This is a genomic window from Pseudomonas sp. MWU12-2345 (assembly GCF_023242385.1).
Taxonomy (GTDB): Bacteria; Pseudomonadota; Gammaproteobacteria; order Pseudomonadales; family Pseudomonadaceae; genus Aquipseudomonas; species Aquipseudomonas gingeri_D.
Genome location: NZ_JALLJA010000032.1, coordinates 10,470 through 36,412 on the forward strand (window position 1 = coordinate 10,470; position 25,943 = coordinate 36,412).

Sequence of the window (25,943 nt, forward strand, 5' to 3'; positions counted from 1 at the left end):
GCCTACTCCTCGGTCCAACCTTGAGTGTGCAGCGAAGCAAACCCCCCGGTGTATCCGGGGTATACATAGACCTGCACCACTACCTGTCCGGCCGGGCTCGTCATCGCTTCGCAATAGCCCGACACGTTCTCATTCGATGTCGCATCGTTGCTAGTGCCGATGCCACCTACGAAACCTGCTACCACGGTGTTTGCCAATGTGACGACCGCCGCCTCGGGCGAACGCACATAAATGACGCTCGATTCACCCTGCATGCGCGCATAAAACCTTGCCCGAGCCCGTACACCCGGCGGCACGCTAACTGTCAGCGTGTAGCTGTTCGTCAAAACGCTGGACACGAGCATATCCTGCTGCATCGTCTTGAAGTCAGTGCTATTTCCCGTGTTGATGAAAGGGATGATGCTGCCCGATGCATCGGTTTTAATGGCTCGCCCCTTAAGCCGGGTTACCACCTCATAACCCGGCGGAACGGTCGGCGCGGCCAGACTCAGAGAGAACAACAGGTCCGCCTCCCCTCCGGCCACTTTGCGAAGCAAAAAAACGTGGTACCAGCTCAGCGCCGCGCGCGCGCCGGCATCAAGCTTGTTCCCGCCCGTTCCCGGTGACCAAGCACCCGCCGCCTGCAAAACCCCGCTGATCGTCGCCGTCGAAAAGACAGGGTTTGACGATCCACGCGCCGTTCCTGGCGCAACGTCAATTGTCGTAGTCGGCGCCGCGATGTTCATCGCCGTGGTAAAGCCGGCGACATAGTCTTTCGGGGTTGCTGCGATCACCTGAGCGGCCAGCGCCGCAATATCAATGTTTCCCTGATTGATCGGCGCGTTCCAGGCCTTGATGCACCACATCACAGCTAAGTTTCTGGGGCGCGTTTCAGTCGATGTACGAGCCACCCGAGAGGCATCAAAAGTAGCCTGCGACCATGAAACACCAGCTCCATCAGAACCCGGGCCATTACCACCCAACGTTACAGAAAGCGCACCAGTGCCATACCAGCTTTGGCCGCCTGTCGAGCCGCGCGGAAAATCGCCAATGGCGCCGGTAATGTTCTGGAGCGCATCGAGCTGGTAACTCCCAACAGCACGCCCAACATCAATCCCGCGACCATGATCCCAGCCACGCAGAAACTCGCCACGAGACTCAGGCAATCGGAAATTACCCGCGCCCTCGTCGCCCTTGTTGAAGGCTGTCCCGAGGAACGTCGCCAGATCCGGATAAGTCGCAATGCTTTTTACGCTGCCGTCGAGCTCCAGAAAGCCAGGCGCCACCTTTCCCAACGGAAACGCTACCGTCGCACCTACCGGCAACGCCGAGGCCTGCGCGATCATCGACTCGATTTCCGACTTCGTGTAGGCGTCTTTGATGCCGAAACCAGATATCGTTTCCGGATTTGTGCCGGCCAGAACGCGACCGTACTTGTCGACCGTCAGGCTCTTGTATGTGCCCGGGTCAATGCCAGTGCGACCGGCAAGCATCTCGAACGTCAACGCCGTGGTGTCGAGAGTAATCGGCCCGTTCGTGACCAGCTGCCAGAGCGAGTCGCCGTTTACAGCGCCCTCCTCAACCATCACAGTAAGCCCAGGCGTCACCTTGGCGCTGGTATTGGAGTCAGCAGCACGCATCCATGCGTCGTTCGAGACGATCCATATCCCGTTATCTTTTGCCGCTGTCTGGAACGGCAACAGAACCCGCTGTCCTGCCGTGACCGGTACGGTGTCGATCTGCTGAGCGCCGCTCAACACGACGTTTCCTGTCGCTGCCGCGCGAACCGATTGCTTGCCATCAAGCTTGGCCAACTCGTCAGCCAGATAACCCATGACCCAGGCCCGCGTTGCCTTGACGACGGTGTCATCGATCAACAGCGTGACCTGCGCGGCGTTGCTCGTCTCGAAAATCGAACGAATGTAAAACTCTTTACCCGATCCGGACGACGCCAACACCGGCTTGAACGACTCCGGGTATTTGACGATGGCGTACAGGATTCCGGTCTCAGTCCAGAGCCCCGCCTCGCGCACGTACCAGCCACCAACCTCCGGCGGGATCGTCACCTCGGCCAGCAACCAGCTCGGGTTTTTATCATCTTGGAACAACGCATTTAGCGGGCCTCGCCACACCTCACGCTTGAGAGCAGAAGCCGTTGCGCCGGGGTTATAGACCGCGCCGCCACCATCACCGACCGACATTTGCGTCAGCTTGATAGGCACGCCAGCAGCCTTGCAGGCGTTCTCGTATGCGATCCCCGCATTGGTCAGCAGAGTGTAAAAATCAGCCATCTAGGGCACCTGAGGATAAATTGTGGTCGTCTCAACGACGTATTGACCGGCGCCCCTGCAGGCCACACCGGACGATGAAACGCCATCGATAACGATCGGGTAAATGGTGGCTAGCTCGCCGAAGAAGGTCGCAGCGCCAATGCAGTGGGCGCCGAACGCGCTCAACCCCACGGAAACCGACAGGATGTCGCGCTCGCTCTTAGCATCCGCGAGGCGCCGATCTAGGCGCGCGTCGATCTCCTCGCTGTAGGGCAACTGAGAGAACGCCCGCACGGTGAAGCTGTACGGCGTACCCGGCGGCGTTTGCTCGTACCAGGCAGTCACCTCGGGCACCAACTGCAGCCCCTTGACCGCGCTTTCCAGCGCCTGGCGCGTGCCCGCATGACGCTTGGTCGGCCAGGCCAGCGCGACCGTCAGCCGCTTTTCAGCCTCAGGAGCCACCGGACTCCACTCGCTGACGCCGCGATCGGCGGCCAGGTACGGCAAAAAATCGACCGGCGTCTGCAGGGGATCCATCAGCTCAGGAAATGGCGGATCGATCCGCTCCAGAAGCTTGGCAAAACCGAGATCGAGCGCCGCCTCAAGCGGCGATTGGTTGGCCGGTAACAACGTCCGCCGTACAGGCTCAAGGTCATCACTCATAGCGTGCGGACCTCGACCTCTACATCCGTGCAATACGGGGCCTGAGACGCAGTCGTGACGATCGGCGCGAGCGGCTCGAGGATCTCAAGCCTTGCAGCCCCGGCGTTGTGCAGGACGTAATCGATCCACGTCAGATCGACACGACCCTCGAGCCGGTGACACGCATCCGCATAATTCTGAAGCCGCACCTCAGCCCCGGATTCCACAAGCGCCGCGTCAGGCCCTGAATTGATGTACACAACCACCCTGATCTTGTAGCTGACGATCTGCGCGCCCTGGACGATCACTTGGTCGGTTTCTGGCTTCACGTCCGGCCGAGCAAAGTGCGACCGGACAGCGCTGAGCAAAGCGTCAGACGGCGCACCGTTACCCGTGCGAGACAGCACAGTTACAGTGACCTGCCCCGGAGCAGTGCGGCGGCCATTTCCATCCTTGACCTGAGCAGCAAAGCCATCAGGGTCGAACGTGTACGTCACATTCACAACACCGGCCGCGATCGGTTCGACCGAGACCCGAGGGCGCTCACCAAGCGTCAGCACCTCGCGGCGGTACTGCATGCGCGAGCCAGCGGCCGGCGCATGAGGCGCAAGGTAGTAGCGCAGCCTGGCGTCATCGTCGGACTCCATCACCGGCGGCACCGGCGGAAAGGCCAGTTCATCGCCAGGCGCGATCGTCTGCCGCTCGAGCCCCATGTCCGCGAGCCTGGCGTCGAGGTTCTTGCCCTCAGCCCACCACGCGAGCATTTGCTTGATACGAGCGTTGTATTTGCGCTCCTGCGTCTGCAGGCGGACTGTAAAGGCCTCCAGGGCCACGGTCAGCAGCTCACCCTCATTCTGCAGACTCACCTCGAGCTTTGCGGCACTCTCAGGCGAGCGCGCCGCGACATACTCGACAACAAACGCCTTGAACTCAGCGAGCAGCGCTTCGAACGCCTCGACCTTTACGATCTCAGGCTCGGCCAACTGATTTTGACCGGGTATGAGCATGCTCAAGTGGCCACCTCAAAGGACATTTTTCGGTTATGCCAGGTGCCCGACAGCTTCAATTTCAGGCCGGCGCCGTGGCGGACAGCCACCACCACATCGGGAACGAAGTCCCCGATGCCGTTGGCCTCGTTGTAAAAGGCTGCCACCGCCGCGCTCTGAGCCAGAATCAGCAAGTCATCGCCGAGGTTCTTGCCCAGCAGCAGGAGCAACTCAGAGCCGTACAGCGGGCGCTTCTGGCGGGTTCCTATGGGAGTTGTCAGCGCGCGCGTGGCCCGCTGCACGAATTGAGGCCAGTCATCGACAGTAGCCCCAGTGTTCCTGTCGATTCCGATCATTCTTAGCCCTTAGGCAGTGCTCATAATCTTGCCCTGATGGTCGATCAGGGGGCCGGAGAAGTGGACGCCCTCCTCATCGATCAGCAAGCCCGTGAGGCCGAGCATCAGCTCAACACTGTCAGGCTTGAGAGCTATGCGCGCCTCACCGACCTTGAGCTCGACGCCCTCACGGCTGGCCGATAGAGCGACAGGGCCGCTCTTCCACGCCAGAACGTGCGCTGCGTGGTCGTAGCTGCTTTCGGTGCCGTCCTTGTAGAGGCGCCGTGTCAGCTCGGCCGTGGCCGATGTCAGCGGAAACGCATCGGTTGAAAGCCCGAACAGGGCCACCGACTGGGCGCTGCTGTCACCGCCGCCGTAATTGAGCAGCACGCACTGCTCACCCTTCGAGGGATGCCGCGTTTCGCTCTGCTCGCCGGCGCTGGGGTTGAAATACTTGATCTGCGGCGTTTTCAGATCGCCGTGGGTAACCACGCACCGGCCAGCTCCAGGGTCCACCGACTCACAGGTGCCTATCCTGATGAAACTGTCGGCGCGACGATTCAAGTCCTCGAGGTGCTCCTCGATCTCGAGCAGCCGATCAATGATCGGCCCGAGCTGCGAATTTAAAAGCTGCGAAAACATGGCTCACACCTCGAGCTGCTGATACTGGCCAGGATCATCGAAGCCGGTCACTTCCCAGCTACGGGCCACCAACGGCGGCGCCCTGAACTCCATCACCGGATCCTCGAGCAGAACCGCGCCGATGCTTATGAACTGCTGAAAGTTGACGCCCCAGGCCTCATAACCGCCCTGGCCACCCTCGAACATCGTCGGGCCACTCGACAGGCGATCAGGTAACCCACATTGCACGCTGGGCAGGCCCCAACGATTATCCGTAGCCAGCCGCTCGAGAAGCGTGGCCAGGTTGGCCGCCTCGAGGTTGGCATGCTTCCGCCAGCGCCCGACTACCGCGTGCAGCGTCACAGTGACAATGTGCGACTTGCGCCCGTCCTGCGACCTGACCCCGGCCTGGGTATTTTCGATCTCGATCAGCACAGTCGAGTCGCCGACAGTGCCATCGAAGTCGTTGTAGTTGCCGACAAGCACACCAATGTCGGCTGCAAGAATCGCGTCGCCGATCGCAAAGAACAGGTCGGAAAGGTTATTCAAATTCCTTGAGGACATGCGAAGCCTCTCGCTCAAACAGATCTGCAAAGCGCTCCATGGCGCGCTTTTCCCAGCGCCCAAGGACGTTTGTGGCGGGCCCGTCCCAGTCTTCTTTGACCGACTCGATACCCAGCCTTGCGCGCCCCTTGCGCCGAAAAACCAGCGACTTGCCATTTCGGCCGGTACCGATGAAGGCATCCTCATAAAAGCGATGCCCCACCGCCACACCGCCGGGCACTTCCCTGGGCGTACCCAGGTAATGCACCAATAGCGGCTCAAGGCCTATCCACAGCTTGATTTCGTTCCCGCGGCCCCGGGTAAACAGGTTGTATCGGTGACGCACGGGGCTTTGAGATATCCGCAGCTCTTTCGCGATCTCCCGCGTGCTGTGCGTGCGCAGCCACTGGGCTGTTTTTCGCAGCGCCCGGGCGGCCGCTATATCGAGCTTTCGAATGATCTCCCCTGTGCGCCCGTTGAGCAGCACAGCCGCCCTGTCAGCCTCAAGATTGAGTTGGAAGCCAGCCATTCTGTTTAGCGTCCGAGGCGCGAGCCTTGCGGCTGCCGTGGGGTATCAGGGTCAGCAGCTTTTGCAGCCGGCCGTGGGGAACGATCTCAGTAATCGAGTAGGCATTACCCTCCTCGTCGATCACCTTGACCGCCGTCCTGTCTGCAGGGGCGTCAGCGTTGGGCAACTGCAGCAGGCGCTCATCTGGCGATGCACGCAATTGAGCCGCCGACCGAAGAGCACTGGCGCGCTGCATGCGGCCGATGCCAATTGGCACACCCCACATGCCATTTACATCCCGGTCATCCCGCCCATCCTCGACGAGCTTGACCGTACAGCCGAACTCTTCAGGGTCAAAGAACGACGCTAGGTCGTCATCACCGATCATGCAGCGCCCTTAGCGGCCGCCTTCTTGTTAGCCGTCTCGAGTGCCTTCGCCTGGGCCGCGTTGGCCGTCCTGAGATCGCCGACCTCGATGAGCAGCTCGTCGCGCTCCTTGGTCAGTTCTCCGTTGACTTTCTGCAGATCCGCGACTTGCGTCTCGAGGCCCTTCGCGGCGTCTGCCACCGTGGCGAGTTGGGCTTGCGCCGCACCCAGCGCGGCAAGGGCTTCGGCTGCATCGAGAGGCTCCTCATCATCGGGAGGGGGAAGCCCCCGGAATTGCGCGATTTCCGCATCGGTTGCGTCGCGGGCCACTTGGCCAGCCACCAGATTATTGCGCTCGGAACGGCCCACCTCGAGCACCGTGCCGACCTCGATCGGTCGGTCGACGCCTTGCCGCCAGAAGTTGTGCAGGACGTACACCACATAGCCGAGGGCTAGGGTTACTTCATTCATCGCCGGATCTCCGGTTGAACTGGGAAACGGGGGCCAAAGCCCCCCAGGACTGCCTTAGGCCGCCTTTTTCTTCTTGGCCAGGCAGAAGCTCGACAGGTTGCGATAACCGGCGTCGGCGTCTTGGAAAACGCGAACGACCAGGCCGTCGCTGTCGGCCTGCGCGTAAGGGTCCGGCTTGAGATCCAGCGCACCCCACAAGGCCACGATGGCCTGCGACCAGTCGCCAAAGGCCCACGAGTCGCCTTTCACCTGATTCGTGGCAAGTGCGTCATAGCCATTGACCTCGTTGTTGCGCCAGATCTTGGTGCTGTCGCTGCTGTCCGGATCTTCCTTGCGCTTTTTGGCGTACCCGCGCTGGGTAACGCTGGTCAGGTACTTCATCGCGCTGACGTCGCCGTTGAAGGTCGCGATGCTGGTTTCCATGTCGACCAAATCGTCGAACAAGATCCCGCCCGCACCGTACTCCAGGCCCGGAACGCCGGATTGGTTGTACAGGCCCAGCGGCTCAGAGTCCTCGCCAGAACCGAACAACATCGCACGGTCGAGGGCAACGGCCAGGCCGTTGATGAGGTCGGAGATGATGAGGGCCTCGACGCTCATCGAGGATTGCAGGCGCAGCTTTCGCGATACGGCGATCGCACCGGCGATAGTCTTCGGCTTGAGCGGCAGGTTCGTCAGATCCATTTTGGACAGGGGAACCGTGCCGTTCTCGGGGATCCAGTAGAAGTTAGCCCCCGCAACCTTTTTCGGGATCGAAACATCACCCTGCAGACCGCCCAGGACGCGAGCGCCGAGGTGGCCCATCACCGCCTTGTTGCGAACCATGTCGATGAACTGATCGACGCGCAGTTCATTCGCGACCAGCTCGCCACCTGCACCGGCGCCCGTGGTCATGCCAACACGCTCGGCCAGCAGGTCATGGGGGATGTAGATGCCTCGGGCCTCTTTGCCGGTGGCATCCGCAATCGCGATATTTACCTCCTTCTCGAGGCCTGCCTCCTTCCAGTCGCCGTTTGCCGCAGCATTCAGGGCGCGCAGCAGCGAGTAACCACGGCGCTCCTTGTCGCTCAGGCCCAGGCCGCGAGCAGTGACGTCGATCTTCTCGCGGAAGCTCGGCAGGTCGCCGTTACGGCCCGAGGTGTCAGGGGCCTGAGAGGTTGGGTTCGGGTTCATCTTGTCGAGAATCTTGGCGCGGACCTGATCGGCGCTCAGGCCGCCAGAGAGCGCCTCGCCGATCATGTCCATCGCACCATGACGCTGGCACAAGGCGAAAATATCAGCCGAGCGCTGACGCTCGTTGGCCTCGACGGCGGCAGTGTCGGGGAGGCCGTTGGTGTTTTCTTTAGGCATTTCAATTCCTTGAACGGGTTGATTCACTTGCACAGGCTCAGGGAGCGCGCGGTCTACCCCGACAGTCGGGTCGGCCGGAATGGATACGCTGGAAACCTCGTAGGGTTCCCAGCGGGTGACGCGGTAATACTTGAGGTCGCCCTCGGTGCGATCGAGGACCATCTCTTGCGGGTCGTAGCCGACAGAGATGTTTTGTCGGATCTTGTCGACAACGTCCTGCCAGACCTCCTCGGCATGGGCGTTTTTCGAGAAACGCACCCGAGCTCGCAGCTTTTTGTCATCGTCGAGCCAGGCCTCCTCGACGACGCCGATTTGCGTCCAGCGATCGTGCATGTCGAGCAACGGCGCACCGGCATTCATCCGGGCCAGGCTGACCGACTCGGGCGAGTGATCGAGGATCTCCATGCCGAACCAGCGCCGGACGGGGTACTCGCTCGAGACCGCGACCTCGACAGTTCGGGCGTCGACGTCCAGCGTCGAATGGTCGACCGCCATGGAGCGGTGCAGCGGCTTGCCGCCGAGCTCGCGCAGCAAAATCGACGGATCAGTCGTCTCCGGCTTCTTTTTCGTCATCAGGGATTTCCGTTTTTGCGGTGCCAGTGACTGGCGTTTCAAACGAGAGGTTGAGCTCGCGTAGGCGGGCCTCCTCCTCGGCCATTTCGACGAATACCTCGTCTGGATCGAGGCCCTGGGCGCGGATGTACCAGCCCCGGGTCCGCGTGCGGTTGCCGATGGATTCGGTCGCCGCTTTCGAGTCCTTGCTCGGGTCGACCCAGTCCCAGCCTCGAGGCGCCCAGTCGATCTCGCGATAGAGATGGAACTCGCGGGGCGGTAGCCGCAAAGCGCCCTTGAGCAAAGCCATTTCCAGCCAGGCTTTACCCACGAACTTGTGCAGCTCGGTAATCACAAACTGCTGCGTATCCTTGTAGAAATCCCGCTCATCGAGCTCACCGGACCGCAGCGAGGAGAAATTCACCCCCTCGAGGTCCTGGGCGAGCTTGTTGTAACTTGGACCCCAGCCAGCGGACACGCCGCGTAGCCCCGACTTGGTGAAGGGCGCGAAGTTGCTCGACGGGTGCGTGTTGTTGTAGGGCTTCCACGTCACCCCGTAGGGGAGCAGCTTGCTCGAGCCGGACTCGATTACCTCGTCGATTTCGCCGTCGTCCTCATCGCCCGGATCATCAACAAATTCGGCGTTCTGCTCATAGACGCCGGTGATCTTGGCCCCCATCTCGGCGGCCACCATCTCGGCACCCCGGTACTCGCCCAGGTGGTGAAGGTCTAATGCCCCCGCATGCGTCCAAGTGAAACCGCGCGATTGATGCGGGCGCCACGGATCGAAGCTATGCCGCAGCTCGCTCGCAGGGATCCGCTCATACTTGTCTTCTGCGCGGGTCTGGTAGGTGTCCCCAGGGTGCGATTTGAGCAGCCAGTAAGCGACCGGCGCCTCCCAGGCGTTGCGTTCGACCCCCATGCGGATTCGATTGCCGTTGCTCAGCCAGGTGTTGAGCGTCACGTCCAGGCGATCAACCTCGAGGATCTGCAGGGCAAACCCCCAGCGATTGGGGAAGTTGCGCACCATTCGGACCATCACCTCGCCGTCACGGGCGAGGGTCTCGAGCCAAAGGCGCTGGAACTGCCAGAACGAGTAAGACTCGGTGACGTCGCAGTTCCCTTTCTCGCACCATTCCCAAAACTCGTTTTCGATCAGGCGGCGGCGCTCGCGGTCCGGCTTACCGTCCGGCGTCTTCGCCTTCGACATCATCTGAATCCCGAAGGAACCGATGACGTTTTGCTTGAGCAGCCGATAGAAGCGCTTCGCATAGCCGTTGTTGATCGACTGCTCGCGCGCCCTGGCCATCAGCGACTGATGGTCGGCGTAAATCTCTTGGTTGGCGTCGCCGTAGCCGGTGCGCTGGCTCCAGCTCTTGGTTAGGCGCGTATGCCTGGCCATCTGAAAAGCACGCTGGCCACCCTGCTCGCGGGGCGCCTTCGGCACGGCGAGAGTGGGCTCCTCGCGGACCCGCACGGGCCGCGAGCGCACCCTCAGTAGGTCGCTGAATAAGCCCATGTCACATCCTCACGCGAGTGAACCGACCAAAAGGCGATTTCCCTCTCCGGCTTTCGGCGGCAACCTCCCGGCGATACCGGGTGCGCAGCGCCTCGAGACGCTCCACCGGGATCCGGTCGAGCTTCATCCCGTCGATTTCGTAGCTCTGCTGATCCTTGGGGATCCGCTTCTCGAGCGCCGCCTCGATCAGATCAAGCATGCGGCGCGCATGACTGCGCCCGTCGAATGTCTCGGCCTGCTGCAGGTCGACGAGGACCTCCAGACGACCTGACCCCAAGGTCTGCCGATCGTCTTCACGAACGGCATAGCAAGCCCAGTGATAAGCGCCTGGCGGCAATGTCCGCGTCTGACTCGAGGTCATGCGGAACTGATACGGCTCGCCGTCAGTGCTGACCACGTCCAGGGAGCCAGGCCCCCGCAGCGAAAAGCTAAGCGCCCAGCCATCAGCCGAGGGATAGGCGCGCGCCTCCCGCGCCCAGGTGACAGAGTCACCAGCGTGCAGTTTTGTCGGTTCCATGAGGGGTTATCACTTACGGTTGATCTTGAAGCGGCCACCGCGCTTGGGCGGGGCCGATGGCTTGGCGGGCTCAGGATCCGGCGTGGCCACCGCCGAGGCAGGGGCTGGAGAACCAACCGCGGCTGATTCCGGCTCGATCTCCAGCGGCTCGCCCTGGGCGACCTTGATCGCGGCTTTAAGCTGGGCCTTGGTCAGTACACCGCGCTTGCGGCGGTGCAGCTTTTCGCGCAGGGCGAGGATGTATTGCATGCCCTCACAGTCGAGGTAATGGTTCTCCCCGACCTTGTTGAACTTGCCCTCCTCCTCGCTCCACTCCTCGCCTACGATCTGCTTGCAGTAGTCGTTGCTCACCTGCTGGTGCAGCAACCACCACCCGGGGCGGTTGTCAGGGACGCCGATGCGGCTATGTACCCATCGTTTCGCGAGTGTTGTGTCGAACGCCCAGCGGCTGTCGCCACGCTTGCGGACCTTGCCGAGCTTGTTCTGCTCGACCAGTTCCTTTTTGAACGGCATGGGCAGCGATTCTCGGCCCCGCATGGCGATAACTCGGCCCGGGTGGCTATGAATGAAGTTGTAAACCTCATCATCTCGATAGCCGATGTCGACGCCCATCAACGTGATCGGGTAGCCGTCGAACTCACGCTCGAGCACATCGCCCAGGGCGTCCCACACCTCCTCGCGATCGGTATCACCCACCAGATAGTCATGCTCCAAAAGAGCCGAGCCCATCGCCGGATACCAGGCCCTTACCACGTAATACAGGCCACGTTTCTGCACGTCGACCGTGCAGAAAATCCGCTCAGGCGGCAGTAAAACGCGCCCCTCGGGGTAGCCGTAGCGCTCGCCCTTGACCGCTTCCCACGTTGGCACGTCGCCAACTTCGGAGTAACACTCGCCGAAACCGGTGTTGTACACGCCCTGCAGGGTCGCAGCATCGCCACTGCGCATAGCGCCGAGCAGCTTTTTCGCAAGGAAGCCGTAGGACTTCTTTGCCGCGAAGCTGCACAGCCCCGAGATCCAGATTGAGTAATGCGTAAACCCCTCGGTGTCGGCGAGGCCGCTTAGCGCTGGCTTGCCGTCCACAGCCTTGACGCTCTCGCCAGGGGCTACAGCCTGGCCGCGCTTGTTCATCCAGGGCCGCCACTTATCCTCGATCATGCAGCCGCTGTTCGGGCAAGTCAGCCGAGCATGCTGCTCAGCCTCGTCGGGCGAGCACTCCTCGGCAGTGCCCTTGCCTGGCCACCACAGCAGATCGCTCCAGGGCACGAAATATTCGCCGCAGTGCGGGCACGGGACCACCCACTCGTGCCGGGTTCCGCTCTGCCAAAGTTTCCAGATTTTCGAGCCGACAGCCTCGGGCTTTGCGATATCCCAATGCCAAAGACCGGTGCGCTCGTCGAGGCTCTTGCTGATCTTGCCGCGCAGCGGGGTAGCCGTATAGCCGACCTTCGAGTCGACATAGGCATCGCCACGGGCCTCGATTATCTCGAGCGTGTCGCCCTCTTTCGTGTTGACGATCCGGTCGACCTCATCGACCAGAATCAAGCCCGCCGAGTCGGCGGCCAGCTCGGTCGGCGAACCGGCCCAGGCGAATCGCAGCTTGGCGGCGCCGATCCACTTGACGAATGTCGACGAGGCTGCCTCGCGGTACTTCTTGAGCAGCGACTCACAGCCGTTAATCATGTCCATAAACTTCGGGACAACGGTGTTTTTGAGGAGCGGCGCCGTGGGCGCGACGTACATGATCGGCGTCGGGTCCTCGTCCAGCCGGTGGCCACAGACGTTTTCCATGGTGACCGACTTGCCCATCTGCGTTCCCATCACAAACGTAACCCGGGAAAAACAGGGCTGCGCGAACGCCCAGGCCACGGGGCGCATGTACGGGTTCGCGTCAGGGTTGAACGGTCCGGGAATCGGCGCGGTCGATGGCATAACCCGGCTGTCTCGAGCCCACTCGTCAGCCGTCCGCCTCGGCGGTGCTTTCACCGTCTTCGATAGTGTCGATATCGAGACTGCCAGCTTGAGCAACGAGCTCTTGTGATCTTTGTTCGAGACGGTCGGCAGTAGACGCGCGGATCCGCCGCATTTCGTCAAATAGCTTTGCTCGGATTTCGGCAGGGTCATCGATTACCGCCAGGTCGCTTGCCAAGCGGCTCGCCACAGCGTCGAGCTGCGTCGCATAAACCGCCGCAATGGTATTCAGGAAGAACACGACCCCGTCGACCGGCACCAGACGGGAGCGGGCAAGGTCGATTTCGATTTGCAGTTTTTCGCGGCGCGCCCGTTTGAGCAGGCGATCCTCAGATTTGGCCCCGCCACCCGAGCCATCCTCGTCCTCGTCGTCGCCGATCTCATTCCGCAGCGCCTGCGTGATGAGCCACTCGATGGCCCGCTGACTATCGATCTGCAGGGGGTTGCCCTTGCCGCCACCTCCGGCGACAGGGAGCCCGTCCTCGATCAGTTTGCTAACCCACCGCTCGGATTTCCCGATCAGGTCAGCCAGCTCCTTTCGGCTGATGATCTTGCCCATTGGTAGAAAGGACCTCGACGGCTAAACGCATAAACGTAAAAACGCAATTGGTCCTTTGCGTTTTTACGTTTTTGCGCTTTTACGTGAATACGCAAAACCGCGCCGCGCCTGGCCTCACGGTCAGGTGGGTCGCTGGGCGGCGGGTTTCGGGTATTGAAGAAGGGACCGGAAAAATCCGATCAGACACGAGCGAACGCGGCGGTGTTTCGCCCCGTGAGAGGCCCCCCGCCGGGGGAGGACCCAAAATATCGGGCGGCCGCACCACGGCGGTGCATCAGCCCGACAGGGCTTGCCCCGCCGTCTGCCGGCCCGATGTAGGCTCGATCGACGACGTCCTCGAGGACCTTGCGGGCAAGGGACTCGAGGACGCTGTCGCGCTCCTCAGGCTCCAGCCCATCCAAGGCCGCCGCGACTGCCGCCGGCAGCCGACAGCTAAACGCCAGGCTCACTGTGACGCCCCCGCATCCTGTGAGCCTGGCACCGGGCGGAACGCTGCGATGCGCTCCGCCAGGATGCTCGAGTAAACACCCATTGCGCGCCACTGAGCGCTCAAGCGATCACGCTCGTCCTTAGGCAGCACTGGGAAAACCTCGCTATTGAAGAAGCGCATCAGAGAGTCGGCTTTGTCGTCGAGCTCGGCTTTTTCATGGATAACGCGGACCTCGTGAGGCGTATAGCCCTCGGTCGTGGCCAGGCATGCCTTGATCTGCTCCACGCCGACCAAGCGATCGGGCAAGCCTTTCACGCTCAGCACCGAGCGAATCTGGCGCAAGGCCGAGCCGGCGACTCCCTGGCGAACCTCGTACAGCGCCTGCGAAAGGCGATAGCCCTCAAATTTCCAGATTGCCTCACGGGCCGCGTCGCGGGCCTTCGAGATGGCCATCTCGATTCCGAGCGCCGGATTGAAGTTCTCCCGGGCGGCACAGGCCGACATGCCGGTCGCCAGAACAAAGCCACTCGGAAGAATCGCCACTGCGATAGTGGTGGTGGTGCCCGGAATAACGCGAGTGTCATAGGCGACCATGGCGAGGACCTCCTCGACCATGGCCGGGGTCACTCGAGGGCCTGGCAGGCCGAGGGCGGCGATAATTGCCTCGTACTTCTGATCGTTATCATTCATGGCCCGCGATTCCTTTTCCGTTATTCACTTTGGCGTGAGTCTCACGAACCCAATCTCGCAGGCTTACGAGCTGATTTCGGGTCGCGTGGCAGGTGGCATAGTTGTCGGCGACGACTTCGGTTGCGCCAGAGAGCGCAACTCCGGCGGGTCCTGCATCAGCAGGCTCGGCGGGTCCGGGAAGTACATTTGCGACGGCGGCGTCATGCAGCCGGACAAAACCGCGAGTGAGAGTGCAGGCAGCATCAGCAGCCGGAGTGACATAGACGGGAACCTCTTTGGTGATGGTCTTGCCGGTCTTGTAGATGATCCGATCGCGGTCGACGTACTTGGTGACGACCACGTCGCGCACGGTGCCGGCCGCCTGGCCCTGCTCGAAGACCTCGCGCAGTTGCTTGACTTCGGCGTCCTTGGCCTTGCCCTGCTCGTTGGTTACGCCGTTGACGTAACCGCAGAGATAGAACACGCCGAGGAGCGCTGCCAGGGCGATAAGCCCTGCGATCAATCGATTCATAGGCCCACCAGAAATAGAGAACGCTGCACCTCACGGCGCTTTGGAATGCCCGGGCACTTGTTCGCCGGGATTCGACAGTCAAGGCCCGCGACGAACGTCCAGCGCCGGAACTGCTCAGCGGCGGCCGGCCACTGGCCAGCGATCACCAGCCGGTACATCGTCGACTTGATAAAGGCCGAGGCCCCGACGTTGTAGACAAAATCGGCCATCGCAATCTTTTGCCAGATCGTCGCCCTGGGAACGGTACGCATGACAAAGTCGACTGCGCCGCCCATGTCGCCCTGCAGGTATGCGGCGCACTCGGTAGGGGTGGCCACGTCGCCGCGCCGCACGCCTTTCGTGTGGCCGGTGCAGATCGTCCAGACACCACCCATATCGGGATAGGCCTCGTAGACCGTGCCCTCCATTTCAGGCGTGAGGACCATCAGGCCCGCGATGATTGCGGCACGTTCGACCGGCGCAGGCAGGCCGGTCTCGTTGACGGTGAAGCCCGCTGCCGCCAGCGATAACGTGACGGCAGCAACGATTCTCTGCAGGAGGTTCATTCGGCGGCCCCCTGCGCTTTCCGACGCCTTCCCTTGATGAATCGCGCAAGGGGCAGAACCCACTTACTCATCACGAAATGAACGATCAACAGGCCCGAGTAGGCCGCCGCGAGCACATAAGCCAAGTCAAAGGCAGTGAGGCCGCCAATCATGAAGCCCGCCGCGAGGGGCGCCGCCTTCGCCGCCTCGGTTCCGAGCGAGAAATTCGCGGCAGTGGTAACGACTTCCTTGCCCATTTGCGGGCCTCCAGAAACGACAAAACCCCGCACGATGGCGAGGCCTTGGAAATGGTTGCCGGATCATGTCCGGCGGCTGTGACGCTACACGCCCTGCCACCCAGAAACGCAAAAGCCCGCAGCAAGGCGGGCTTTGTTGGTTTTGTGACAGCTTGGATAATTTAGCCATTTAATCTAACTTATGCAAGCTTTTTGACTTAAAATATCAATAATTTTAATTTCATAGCCATTAATCACCAATTGCGCAAAAGCGCTTTTACGTCTTTACGCAAAATTCAGCGCCCTGGAAGCCTTAACTTCGTGCCAACGGGGTAATAGTCGTGAGGCCCCATATCCGGGAAGGACGCCGCGTTTATGTCGCGGATCTCCTGCCAGCGCCTCGCGTCCTTGAGATTTCGAGCCGCTATGCCCATCACGCTTTCCCCCGGGTTCGTCACATATTCGACGCGACCATAGGCGTACAGAGCGCCCCAGGCATGAGGATTAACCCTAGCCACTCGACCCCCTCGCAGATAGCTCAGCAGCAGGCGGCGCTCATCAAGGGCCATCATCAGATACCTTGCCCGTGGTGCCCCAATCCGAAACCGGCGCATCAGGGCACCAGCCCCAAGGCACAGCCGCGCCGCCGCAAATCGCGTTACATCGTCGAGCAGCGGATCATCAACCCAACCCGGGACGGCATAGTACTGCGCGTCGCGCGGGGTAATTCTGGCCTGGCTCATTCAGATACGTCCCCATAAATACGTTTTTACGCAATGACGCTTTTACGTTTTTGCGCTTCTTGATTCGCGCATCCAGCCGGCGATAGCGCCCTCGAGCGTTGCATAGCCGGTTGCCGAGAAGCCGCAGGCCTTGCAGCCATAGCCCCACGCACCGGAGGCCTGGATAAATCGGGGGTAGGTTCCGTTTCTGCAGCCGTGGCGGGGCAGGGTGTCGTCGTTGACGATCTCCCAGGAGATCCTGGCGCGGGCCTCATGGAGAGCGACATCACCACGAGCCTTGCACTCAGGGCAGATCATCAGCATGCGCGCAGTCGCAGTATCGCGGCGCAGTACCGGGGCGGTTCCGCAGTGGATGCAGGCCATCACACCCCCCTGTCAACGATCACAAAATCGAAGTCGCCCAGGGCGATGGCCAGGGCCGACAGGGCGTCTCGGTCGAGTCTCGCGACCTGATCGGCGTAGAGCTTCCAGCGCGGAGCCCAGTGCACGTCGAAGTTTCCGCGAGCCACCTGCAGCAACTGCATCAATTTCTCGCTGCCGTGAATCTCACGGCCACTATTCATCCGCTCTTTGCCAGCCTGTACAGCCAGGTGTGACAGGGCGCGTACGCGCTGCAGCGTCTTTGCCTGCAGTTTGCCGAGCAGAGGCTCGACGCGCGCCCACAGCGCCACGACAGAGCCCTGCTCGTCGTCCCACACGCGGGAATCGCCGTAGGCGTAGCGCAGCCACTGGCCGTACTCAGGCGCCAGAGCGCCGATGGTCTTGATTACGTGCGCGTCCTGATAAGCGAACGGACCCAGCAGCACGGCTCCTTTCTTCTTGGGGCGCGTCTCGCTGGCAACTACTCGGGTAGTGCTACGGGCCAGGCTGGCCACGTAGTCAGCCGGCAGCCGACCGGCCGGACCGCCCTCGGTGATGCATTCCCCCAGCTCCTCGAGGAGGCGGCGCGGGAATGCATCCCGGGTTTTCTCGGTTGTGTACTGCGCAACCCCGGCATGATCCCGCTCGTCTGCGAACTGCGCGCCCAGGTAGGACACGAGCACCAGATCGCGCATGGATCCGATGACCTGGGCATCAATTTCCCGACGAGCCTGGCGACGAGCTCGCAGCGGCGCCGGCGACGGCACTGGCTCATCAACCAGCACGAATGCTGGGCCTCCAGCAGCCACTTGAGGCGCACCGCCGGACCAGCCCATGGTTAGAACCTCACGCGCACCCATACAGCACCCCCAGGCGCTCGGCCTTGGCCTGGCAGCGCGTGCAACGATATGTGCCAGGCATGGCAGCGAGGCGAGCCGGCGGAATTGTCTCGCCGCAGATACAGCGGCCGTTCAGGTTGACGGTGATACTGTCGGCCAGTTTTGCCAGACGAGCCTTGGAAAAGTCATCGGCAGCCTTGAGCTGCAGGTCAGTAGCGAAATCGCCGGCGTCAGGCATGGCTGGCAACTCCGTTTTTGAGGTCGCGGGCCATGTTGATCACCCAATCAATTGCATGCGACAGGCCCAGGTACTCGAACGCACTGTCGGCCGCCTGCACATCCTTCATTGCAGTGCTGTAGATAACCACTCGCCCATTGAGGCGAAGCTCAGCGCGAATGATCGGCTGACCAATTTGCGGCTGCTCGCGGTGCTCATTGACCAGCAGCACCACGGCACGAGGGGCGACCTTGAAAACTTTCATCCAGTCAGCCATGCCACACCTCCGGCAACGGCTTGTGATCGGTCAGAGCCGCGAAGGCTACGGGGTCACGGTCCAGCAGCTCGCGCATGCGATGGGCCATATTGACGAGAACCTCGATTTCCTCGGCCCCAGTCGCCGCGACCAAGGCCTCGAGACAGTCCGAGGTCCCCTTGTAGATCTCGCCCTTGATCTCGCGCATACCGAGGGACATCGCCCGCTCGCGCTTGCGCTCTTCGGCGGCCTGCTGGCGCTTGCGGTCCTGCTCACGGATCTTGTCGGTTCGCGCTGGGCGTTTGCGCGGCGCCTTGGCTTGCTCGCTCATTGGGCGCCTCGCACGACCACGAATGCCTTACCGAGGGGGAGCTCGAAGCCAACGCCGGCCGCGAGCGCCGTAATCTCGGAGATGATCGCGCCCACCGCATCGAAGCCCTTCTCGACCATTTCGGCCGCATCAGCATGATCGTCTCGATCATAACGACCGTCCTGGGCAGGATTCGCTGCAGCCTGAAAGAACTCGGCGCACTCGATCATCACCTCGGCAATACGAGCCCTCGAGGACTGCACACCGTTGACGGGGCGCAGCTCAGGGCGAATGACAGGGATCATGCCGGCGAACAATTGCAGGTCTTTCAGCATCTCAGAACGGAACGGTTCCGAGACACTATTGATCCAAGGCCACTTCCACTCGAGTGGGAAGGGCTGCGAGGCATTGAAAATTCGGTCTACACGCTGGCGCCATGCTTTGCGCGCCTTGATGTAGGTGTCGCCATCACTGGCAATGACCAGACCCTCAACGAGGCCCGCGGCTTCAAGAGCAGGCGCCAGCAGCTCATGGGCAAAACGCTCCATGGACCACTCGGAATGCTGAAACCACTGCAAGGTATGGGCGAGGATGATTTCCTTTTCAGTTTTTTGTGACATAGCAGTTTTGATTCTCTGGATGCGGGGTATGTAGAGATGTCTACATTCTCGATATACAGAGAAAAATTTGCAAGAGAATCCCTCTATTGAGAGTGGATGCAGACTGCATCCAGAGAGGACAATAGGCGCAAGGAGGACCATGTCCATATGAGAAAGCCAATCACCATCGGACCGGCCATCACCCGCCGCCGACAAGCACTCGGCTGGACGTTGCAGCGAGTTTGCGATGAGACCGGCGGCGTCCTTTACACCGGCTACCTGAGCGACATCGAAAAAGGGAAATCCACACCCTCAATCGATAAGGCTCACGCCATCGCGACGGTCCTTGGGACGACCATCGACCAACTCATCGACGAAAGCACAAGCGGCACCACGCCAATGGCACCGACCGAGCACGCTACCAGGGCGCCAGTCGTACCATGGACCCAGGCCGCCCAATGGGCGCAAGATCCTGATATATCAAGGCTTCCAAGCGGTACTCCATGGGAGGTTCAACTCGACAGCAAGAGTCCTCGAGGCTTCTTTCTGCGCCTGACAGATGAGTCGATGCACGCACCTGCAGGGCCGGCCTTTCCGAACGGCGCCCTTATCTTTGTCGACCCAGACCTCGAGGCTCAGCTCAACGACTTCGTGGTCGGCTACGACACCGACCCAACCGCGCCGACCTTCAAGAAACTTGTGAAGAACGGATCGCAAAGCTATCTGCAGGCTCTCAATCCGCAATTTCCCGTAAGCCAAATTGATGGAAATTTCCGCATAATTGGGGTAGTCATAGGGATGACGATGAGGACCTCGAGGGGGCTCATTCGATAAACAGAGACAACTGTTTCACTGAATAGAGAGAAACGGATAGACTAGCGCCCAACCGCTAGCTTTTTCTTTTTTCGCGCAAACGCAAAAAAGCCGGGGTTACCAGCCCCGGCCTTTTTGCTTGGCTCACCCCCTAAAGGGGGAACCTTCCAACCTGATTTGATCGTTTAGACTGTTTTAGCGGGCAGTCAAAGCGGCAGGCGGACGATGTGAATACGTCTACAACGCCGACAGTTTAGGTCTGTGATGGGGTGAGTCAAGCTTATGCGTTTTTGCGCTTTTGCGTATTTACGCAAGGGGCACCATGACGGACAAGAAGCACCAGAACGCCTTAGCAGCGTTCTATCAGGAACGATTCCACTCTCGGCCCGAAGACCTGGCTGACTACTGCTTTGGCGATATTTCGTCGATTGCGGCAGAGGTCGGCGTCGATTGGTCATCAATCTCTAATGGCGTGAGATTCACGGCAGGCCAGAAATCGGCGCCCATCGGCGGCAAAATAGGCTGGACCGACAAAAAGCACCGGGGCAAGCTCGCTGTATGGGCCGACGAGCGTGAGATCCAGCTCGATGACGGCATTAAGCTCAAGCTGCCTTTCCTGACGTTCAACCACAACAACACGGCGATCGGCTCCAGTAACTGGAGCGGATGGCAGGCCCTGCTCGAGCTGTACCGCATCCAAGGCGGTAAGGTGCCGTCAGCAGAGCAAGTTAAATGGCGTGAAGCGCAGGAATCCCGGGCCGCCGAACGCGCCCGGCGCCAAGAGGAGGCAGAACAGCTTGAGCGTGAGGCTCACGCCCGCAAGATTGCCGAGCGTGATGCCTTCGAGGCCGCTTGGTTCAAAGGTGGCCGCCACGAGTTCCCGATCATTGCATACGGGAAACCAGCCACGGGCTCGGTCGAAGTCCTGGGCGAAGAGGATGGCTCGGCGCCTTACCTGCAGAAAAAACAGATTGGCGAGATCGCCCAATTCTGCCGCCTACAGCGCATGCGCGACCGAGGCGGCGAGTTTACTGCTCTGCCATTGTTCGACATCCACGGCCAGTTCGGCGGCGTGCAGCGTCTTTATGCTGACAAAAAGCTGCAGGGCACCGGCGTCCAGATGGACGGCCTGCACTTCATCATCGGCGATCTCGAAAACGCTGATCGCATCTACAGCGCGGAAGGCTTCGCCACCGGCGCCAGCATCTACCTCGCAGAGCAGGCAGCAGGAAAAACAGTTGCCGTGATTATCACGCTAAGCGTTGGCAACCTCGTCAAGGTGCTCGCGCTGTACAAGCGCCACCGGCCCGAGCTCAAGATCGTCAACGCGGCCGATGAGGACCAGTGGAAGCGAGTCGGCAACGCCGGGCGCCTGGCGGCCCTCGAGATCCACCGCGACCACGGCTATCGCGCCATCCTGCCCGACTTCATTTTTGCAGGAATGGCCCCCGAAGAAGTGGCCGAGGCACGACGCACCCAGAACGGTCCGACCGACTGGAACGACTTCCACATCCGCCACGGCCTCAAGGCTACCGCGAAGGCCCTGCGCTCCCACGCCTCGCTCAAGGCCGAAAAGGACTATTTCGCCTATTGCCTGCAGCGCGTCATGGCGGGCAGCACGACCGAGGAGGCGGCAGCCCTCACCGCCATCGGTGCAGGCATGATGCTCGCCCCGATCAAGTACGGCACCAAACAGGTTATTTCGCTCGTCCTCAAAGCGCTCCCGGCTGGCTTCTCCGGCAACATTTTCAAGATAAAGCGCCGGGCCTTGTGGCTGGCCAAGATCAAACTTTCAGAGGCCCAGCAGTTGCGCGGCTTCTCGCCGACCGCCCTGGCTCGCCCAGGTATCCGTCATATCAAGATCAAGGGCATCCGCGCCAGCCACGGCGGCACGCTTATCCCGAACCACGTCGCCGACCTCGTCGAGGGGCTCGAGGGCTGCATCATCGTCCGATCGCCAATGGGCAGCGGCAAAACCGACAACCTGATCGGCCCAGTGATGCGCAACTCGAAGCGCGCGGGCTACCTGGCTCACCGCATCACCCTCATGGACGACGCGGCGAACCGCCTGCAGATCCGCCATTACTCGGACGTCCTAGCCGTTGAAATGCGCGACGTCACGCACATGGCCTGCTGCGTCAACTCGATTACCAACTCCCGCTTTTACAGCACCGCGACCGACCGAAACTGGTTTACCACGCTCGAAACGCTCTGCATCGACGAGGCCAGCCAAGTTATCCGCCACGTCACCAGCGGCCCAGTAGAGGGCCCGGTCCGGGTGATGGATACCATGCTCGAAGCGATGGCCAAGGCTAAGCGCGTGCTGCTCTGCGACGCCGACGCCAACGATTCAGTCATCAGCCTTTGCGAGGAGGCGTGCCCAGGCACCCCGATCACTATCATCGAAATCGAAGGCACCATGGATCACGTCGCGGTGCGCTTCGGCGACGCCGACGAGGTCTGGCAGAAGGCTCTCGAGCTGATCCACGGCGGCAAGCGCGTCCTTGTGGCCAGCGACTCCGCGGAGAGCGCAAAGCGCCTGGCCGTCCTCGCCCTGGAGAAAAACCCCAAGCTGCGCCTGCTGCTGATTTTCCGCGACTCCAAGTCAGATCCGGCGGTCGAGGCGTTCCTCGCCAACCCGAGCGAGGAGGCTGTCAACTATGACGTGTTGATCTACTCGCCTGCGATCAGCTCCGGCGTGTCGATGACTCGCCCACATTTCGAGCACCATATCGGCCTATTCAGCGGCAACACCGTAGGCCCAAGCGACGCCGTGCAGATGCTTCGCCGCGACCGTACCGCGCGCAGCTATCTGATCGGCATCGGGCACAGCAACGTGCAGCGCGATACCGACCGCGAGGCGATCTATCGTGGCCTAGTGGCGGCGGATGAGGTCGCCTGCTCATTCGAGGAGACCACCGACGAGATCCTGCTGCGCCGCAAGAAAACCGCGTTCGATGAGCTCTATCTCTCGTGCGTCACCAACGAGAACCGCGCCAAGAACAATTTCGCGAACAACCTGCTGCTGATGCTCTACGCCGACGGCTATCAGGTCTCCCGCATGGATGGCGACGCGCTGCTCGCGAAACTGTCGCGCACCAACCGCAAGCGCGCAGGCGAGCTGGTGTTCGCCCAGCGCCTCGAATTGATCGAAAGCGTCACCACGCCGACCGAGGAGGAGTTCGCCCGGTTGAACCGCATGGAGATCCGCAGCGAGGCCGAATCAGCCCGCGTCGACCGCTTCCAGATCGAGCACCAGCTCGGAGTCGAAACCATCCGCGCCGACGACGTCGCTTTCTACGACGACGGTGGGATCTCGAAGGTAGTCGCCCTTGAGCTGCTCCAGGCCGACGAGGCGCAGGCTCTCGCCTTCGATAAGGCGCAACGCAAGTCCAAGGTCACCTTGACCAAGACGCGCTTTAAAACGCCTGCCAGGGCCTTCCTGCGCGATGTCTTCGCGATCCTTGGTGTAGACCCAATGACCGGCGAGGGGGAGTTCACCTCGGCAGCCTGCCGCCAGGTCCTGGCCAAGATCACCGCGACCCAGGCCTCGGCGGAAATGTACAACGCTCTGCGCCTGGGCAAGTTGGTCAAGTTCGGGGCCAAGCGCTGCTGCGCGACCACCGTTGTGCAATCGATCCTGCGCCGCCTCGGTCTCGACGTGTCGAAGCGTAAGAGCCGTGGCCAGCATCTCTACTGCATCAACCCCGAGCACTGGTCATTCATCACAGGTTACGTCAACAACCGCGCCGTCGCGGGCGTTCACTCCCTTGCCACTCACGAGCACCCGTGCCCGCACGAGCCCCGCCTTGCGGTGGAGAACGTCGATTCGGCCGTTACCCTCGATGCGAGGGATACTTCGCAGAGTGTTGATATAGCACCAGATGAAAAGTATCCCTCGCTGCAGATCCGCGAACGTATCTACGCCGCCGCCCGCTCTGCCTTCGATCCTCTCGGTAATTCTCTGTCGATGTTGATCGAGATCCTGACGCCTGAGGTCGCACGTAGTTTCGCGAAGGAGGGGGCCGACAGCAGCATGATTCGATTCATCTTGCAGCACGCGGACAGAGCTCTAAGCTCGGCGGTTGAGGCCTGAATCATGACCGTTCGTCGGTATTTTTAGCTGGCGAGTATGGTGGCGTCCGGCCCGCAGAGCAGGGGCGTCACCAGGCAGCTACTCGGATTGAGGCAAGCGGTTTAAACTGTACGAGCATACAGGAATCAAAAAGCCATTAGTCACAGGAGGGACTTATCAGAATGCAACAGTTGGACAGAATCGACGGGGCCACCACGGCCCTGCGAAGGATTGACGCTGTACTCAGTATGATCCTGCAAGTCGGGCCAGACGCCCGCCTTAGCGAGGTCATGGAGGCGAATAGTTTGATTCGAGATGAAGTGACGCGGGCTCTTTCGATCCTCGAGGATGGGGATCACATCGAGAGCGCCTGCATAGAAGAAGGGCCGGTGCCGTCAGCGGTTCAGCCTTCAGCGCCAGCCCAGGGAGGGGCAGCGGTGGTAACCCTTAGGCCTTCTCTGCGAGGGTAAAGGCCTCCCGCAAAGCCGTCATGCGGTCCGGACTCTTGCAGGTCGCGACCTCAATCCCGTTAACGCTGGCCACTGCAACCCACTCACCATCGTCTGTCTTGTGCGATGTCATGTGCGGCTTAGCCTTGGCCACCACGGAGGGAACCTCGGCCATCGCATTTGCCGCGTGGGCCGGTACTCCCAGGGCATCCGCTGCGATCTCAAAATATTCTTTGATGTTGGGCCGATAGCTGCCAACGTTGACCGAGATAGCCCGTTGATTGATTTTGGCGAGGGGATCCGCCTCGATCGCCGATTTAACCCAATCATGGATCCGCTCGAGGCCAGCCCGACCTTTTATTTTCGGGTGCTCGTCCAGAGTTTTCAGGCCCTCGAGGCGACTCGCGAACTTGTGAGCGGCGCCCCTTGGCGGCTCGTCCTCATAGTGAATCTTGAACTGCTTATAGCTTTCCTGGGTCTCGAGATCCTCATGCCCGAGCATCTCGCGCCAGAACACCTCGGCGCTCTTTTTCGCCCAGCGAGGGTCGTGCGCGAAATGAGTCTCGAACATGATCCGCGCCCAAATCGCGCGGGTGTCCTTGAAAACGCGGGTCTCGTCGTTGAAGGTCCGTTTTGCGAGCATGTTGAGCGTCTTCGCCGTGCGGCGGTTCACTTCTGTCGCGTCCATGCCCTGCAGGCTTGAGCCCTCGGGCAGTGACCGCAGGCGATCAATCGCCGCGAGCACCACGTCCGCTGCAACGAGGGTGTAAATGCGGTAGCTCGAGCCGTAGTCGACCCCGAGGCGCTGTTTCGCCTGGCCACTGAACTCGAGCTCGAACTCGCCGACCTTCTTGAACCGGCCCTGCGTCAGAACCTCGAAGGCTCGGCGGCCGGTGGCCATGGCCACGCCCAAGGCGAGGTGCGAGAAGGTGCTCGAGGAGAGCATCTCGGCAGCGGTGGCCACGTACCAGTGATAGCCGATGTCGATAGTGTTGAGGGCCTTCTCCTCGAGGATCGCGGCCGCATGGTCGGCCATTTGGTCACGGGTAACCGATGGCAGGTTCAAGTGGCGCATGATCTCGTGGTCGATTTTCATCGCTTTCACGTCGAGATAGGCCGCCTCGTTGCCGTCGCGCTTGATCTTGTCCTTGAGGGCCTTATAGGCCAGGCGCAGGGGGACGATGTCCGTCATTTCCGCCATGGCATGCAGCTCGGGGGTGTACTCCGGGTGATGCTTGGCCATCCGCCGACAGGTCTCCTCGATCGCATGGTGCCGCCAGTTCTGCGCCTGGACTGCGTTGCGCAGCCTGGTCAGGTAGCGGCGATAGCTCGAGGCCTTGAGCTTGTCCTCGGGGGCCTTGCGGCCGTCCTCGTACAGTTTCGTTTTGATGCGCTGGGCCAGGCGCCCGATGCGTTTGGTTTTCTCGCCGCGACTGGCGCTCTCGTCGCCGTCGATCTTCTCGACCTCCTCAATCATCCATTTGATGATGTCGCTCAAAACGACCTTCTGGCGGACCTGCCCACCGTAATTGCCGTAACCTGATTCTGGATACTCGAGCGGCGTGCGTGCCTCCTCGATGCTCTTTGCGTTGACCATGTTACCCCCTCCAAGTGCATACACAAATAACCCTAGCACCAATTATACAATAGTCAATACATACACATCAAGCCCTCTCTACTAATGAATACACATTTAGCCCTC

At 61.1% G+C, this 25,943-nt stretch carries 28 protein-coding genes; 2 read left to right on the forward strand and 26 right to left on the reverse strand.

Annotation, left to right across the window (positions count from 1 at the left end):
• Positions 1-2 precede the first annotated feature (2 nt).
• From M5C71_RS32760 to M5C71_RS32880, 25 genes are all read right to left on the reverse strand, one after another.
• Entirely contained in the window at positions 3-2,270 is a 2,268-nt protein-coding gene (locus tag M5C71_RS32760; RefSeq protein ID WP_248769642.1) for a phage tail protein, read from the reverse strand.
• Positions 2,271-2,912 (reverse strand): phage tail protein I, encoded by a 642-nt coding sequence (locus M5C71_RS32765; protein ID WP_248769643.1) that lies wholly within the window; start codon positions 2,910-2,912, stop codon positions 2,271-2,273.
• Complete coding sequence (locus M5C71_RS32770) at positions 2,909-3,904, reverse strand: baseplate J/gp47 family protein (protein WP_248769644.1); 996 nt, start codon at positions 3,902-3,904, stop codon at positions 2,909-2,911. Before M5C71_RS32770 ends, M5C71_RS32765 begins: the two co-directional genes overlap by 4 nt.
• Positions 3,901-4,233, reverse strand: a complete 333-nt coding sequence (locus M5C71_RS32775) for a phage baseplate protein (protein ID WP_248769645.1) — start codon at positions 4,231-4,233, stop codon at positions 3,901-3,903. Before M5C71_RS32775 ends, M5C71_RS32770 begins: the two co-directional genes overlap by 4 nt.
• Positions 4,234-4,242: 9 nt before the next feature.
• Positions 4,243-4,854, reverse strand: coding sequence for a phage baseplate assembly protein V (locus M5C71_RS32780; RefSeq protein WP_248769646.1), 612 nt, complete (start codon positions 4,852-4,854; stop codon positions 4,243-4,245).
• Positions 4,855-4,857: 3 nt separating this feature from the next.
• Positions 4,858-5,382, reverse strand: coding sequence for a hypothetical protein (locus tag M5C71_RS32785; RefSeq protein WP_248769647.1), 525 nt, complete (start codon positions 5,380-5,382; stop codon positions 4,858-4,860).
• A complete protein-coding gene (locus M5C71_RS32790) occupies positions 5,375-5,905 on the reverse strand; it encodes a phage tail protein (protein ID WP_248769648.1) in 531 nt (176 codons plus the stop codon). Before M5C71_RS32790 ends, M5C71_RS32785 begins: the two co-directional genes overlap by 8 nt.
• Entirely contained in the window at positions 5,880-6,272 is a 393-nt protein-coding gene (locus tag M5C71_RS32795) for a hypothetical protein (RefSeq protein ID WP_248769649.1), read from the reverse strand. The genes M5C71_RS32790 and M5C71_RS32795 overlap by 26 nt, the downstream gene beginning before the upstream one ends.
• Complete coding sequence (locus tag M5C71_RS32800) at positions 6,269-6,721, reverse strand: hypothetical protein (protein ID WP_248769650.1); 453 nt, start codon at positions 6,719-6,721, stop codon at positions 6,269-6,271. The genes M5C71_RS32795 and M5C71_RS32800 overlap by 4 nt, the downstream gene beginning before the upstream one ends.
• Before the next feature lie 54 nt (positions 6,722-6,775).
• Positions 6,776-8,644: a phage major capsid protein gene (locus M5C71_RS32805; RefSeq protein ID WP_248769651.1), complete on the reverse strand. Its 1,869-nt coding sequence runs from the start codon at positions 8,642-8,644 to the stop codon at positions 6,776-6,778.
• Positions 8,616-10,142: a phage portal protein gene (locus tag M5C71_RS32810; protein ID WP_248769652.1), complete on the reverse strand. Its 1,527-nt coding sequence runs from the start codon at positions 10,140-10,142 to the stop codon at positions 8,616-8,618. Before M5C71_RS32810 ends, M5C71_RS32805 begins: the two co-directional genes overlap by 29 nt.
• Position 10,143: 1 nt before the next feature.
• Positions 10,144-10,659: a hypothetical protein gene (locus M5C71_RS32815; protein WP_248769653.1), complete on the reverse strand. Its 516-nt coding sequence runs from the start codon at positions 10,657-10,659 to the stop codon at positions 10,144-10,146.
• A gap of 9 nt (positions 10,660-10,668) precedes the next feature.
• Complete coding sequence (locus M5C71_RS32820) at positions 10,669-12,591, reverse strand: terminase gpA endonuclease subunit (protein ID WP_248769654.1); 1,923 nt, start codon at positions 12,589-12,591, stop codon at positions 10,669-10,671.
• 25 nt (positions 12,592-12,616) lie between these two features.
• Positions 12,617-13,189 (reverse strand): terminase small subunit, encoded by a 573-nt coding sequence (locus M5C71_RS32825; protein ID WP_248769655.1) that lies wholly within the window; start codon positions 13,187-13,189, stop codon positions 12,617-12,619.
• Positions 13,190-13,634: 445 nt separating this feature from the next.
• The gene (locus M5C71_RS32830; protein WP_248769656.1) at positions 13,635-14,309 is read right to left on the reverse strand and encodes a Gp49 family protein; all 675 of its coding nucleotides are present in this window, start codon (positions 14,307-14,309) and stop codon (positions 13,635-13,637) included.
• Positions 14,302-14,820 (reverse strand): hypothetical protein, encoded by a 519-nt coding sequence (locus M5C71_RS32835; protein WP_248769657.1) that lies wholly within the window; start codon positions 14,818-14,820, stop codon positions 14,302-14,304. The genes M5C71_RS32830 and M5C71_RS32835 overlap by 8 nt, the downstream gene beginning before the upstream one ends.
• Positions 14,817-15,365 (reverse strand): lysozyme, encoded by a 549-nt coding sequence (locus tag M5C71_RS32840; protein WP_248769658.1) that lies wholly within the window; start codon positions 15,363-15,365, stop codon positions 14,817-14,819. The genes M5C71_RS32835 and M5C71_RS32840 overlap by 4 nt, the downstream gene beginning before the upstream one ends.
• A complete protein-coding gene (locus tag M5C71_RS32845; protein ID WP_248769659.1) occupies positions 15,362-15,601 on the reverse strand; it encodes a hypothetical protein in 240 nt (79 codons plus the stop codon). Before M5C71_RS32845 ends, M5C71_RS32840 begins: the two co-directional genes overlap by 4 nt.
• Positions 15,602-15,876: 275 nt before the next feature.
• Positions 15,877-16,323 (reverse strand): hypothetical protein, encoded by a 447-nt coding sequence (locus M5C71_RS32850; RefSeq protein WP_248769660.1) that lies wholly within the window; start codon positions 16,321-16,323, stop codon positions 15,877-15,879.
• Between the two features lie 42 nt (positions 16,324-16,365).
• Complete coding sequence (locus M5C71_RS32855; protein ID WP_248769661.1) at positions 16,366-16,686, reverse strand: hypothetical protein; 321 nt, start codon at positions 16,684-16,686, stop codon at positions 16,366-16,368.
• On the reverse strand, positions 16,686-17,468 hold the full coding sequence (locus tag M5C71_RS32860; RefSeq protein WP_248769662.1) for a bacteriophage antitermination protein Q: 783 nt from the start codon (positions 17,466-17,468) through the stop codon (positions 16,686-16,688). The genes M5C71_RS32855 and M5C71_RS32860 overlap by 1 nt, the downstream gene beginning before the upstream one ends.
• 61 nt (positions 17,469-17,529) lie before the next feature.
• Positions 17,530-17,760: a TraR/DksA C4-type zinc finger protein gene (locus M5C71_RS32865; RefSeq protein ID WP_248769663.1), complete on the reverse strand. Its 231-nt coding sequence runs from the start codon at positions 17,758-17,760 to the stop codon at positions 17,530-17,532.
• Entirely contained in the window at positions 17,753-18,016 is a 264-nt protein-coding gene (locus M5C71_RS32870) for a hypothetical protein (RefSeq protein WP_248769664.1), read from the reverse strand. Before M5C71_RS32870 ends, M5C71_RS32865 begins: the two co-directional genes overlap by 8 nt.
• On the reverse strand, positions 18,009-18,326 hold the full coding sequence (locus M5C71_RS32875; RefSeq protein ID WP_248769665.1) for a hypothetical protein: 318 nt from the start codon (positions 18,324-18,326) through the stop codon (positions 18,009-18,011). The genes M5C71_RS32870 and M5C71_RS32875 overlap by 8 nt, the downstream gene beginning before the upstream one ends.
• Positions 18,323-18,925, reverse strand: coding sequence for a hypothetical protein (locus M5C71_RS32880; protein WP_248769666.1), 603 nt, complete (start codon positions 18,923-18,925; stop codon positions 18,323-18,325). Before M5C71_RS32880 ends, M5C71_RS32875 begins: the two co-directional genes overlap by 4 nt.
• Positions 18,926-19,072: 147 nt before the next feature.
• On the opposite strand from M5C71_RS32880, the gene M5C71_RS32885 reads away from it, so the two are divergent.
• The gene (locus M5C71_RS32885; RefSeq protein WP_248769667.1) at positions 19,073-19,738 is read left to right on the forward strand and encodes a S24 family peptidase; all 666 of its coding nucleotides are present in this window, start codon (positions 19,073-19,075) and stop codon (positions 19,736-19,738) included.
• A 301-nt stretch (positions 19,739-20,039) separates the two neighbouring features.
• The gene (locus M5C71_RS32890; RefSeq protein WP_248769668.1) at positions 20,040-23,813 is read left to right on the forward strand and encodes a plasmid replication protein, CyRepA1 family; all 3,774 of its coding nucleotides are present in this window, start codon (positions 20,040-20,042) and stop codon (positions 23,811-23,813) included.
• A 426-nt stretch (positions 23,814-24,239) separates the two neighbouring features.
• Here the strand turns inward: M5C71_RS32890 and M5C71_RS32895 are convergent, their stop codons facing one another.
• The gene (locus M5C71_RS32895) at positions 24,240-25,838 is read right to left on the reverse strand and encodes a protelomerase family protein (protein WP_248769669.1); all 1,599 of its coding nucleotides are present in this window, start codon (positions 25,836-25,838) and stop codon (positions 24,240-24,242) included.
• Between the last annotated feature and the right edge of the window lie 105 nt (positions 25,839-25,943).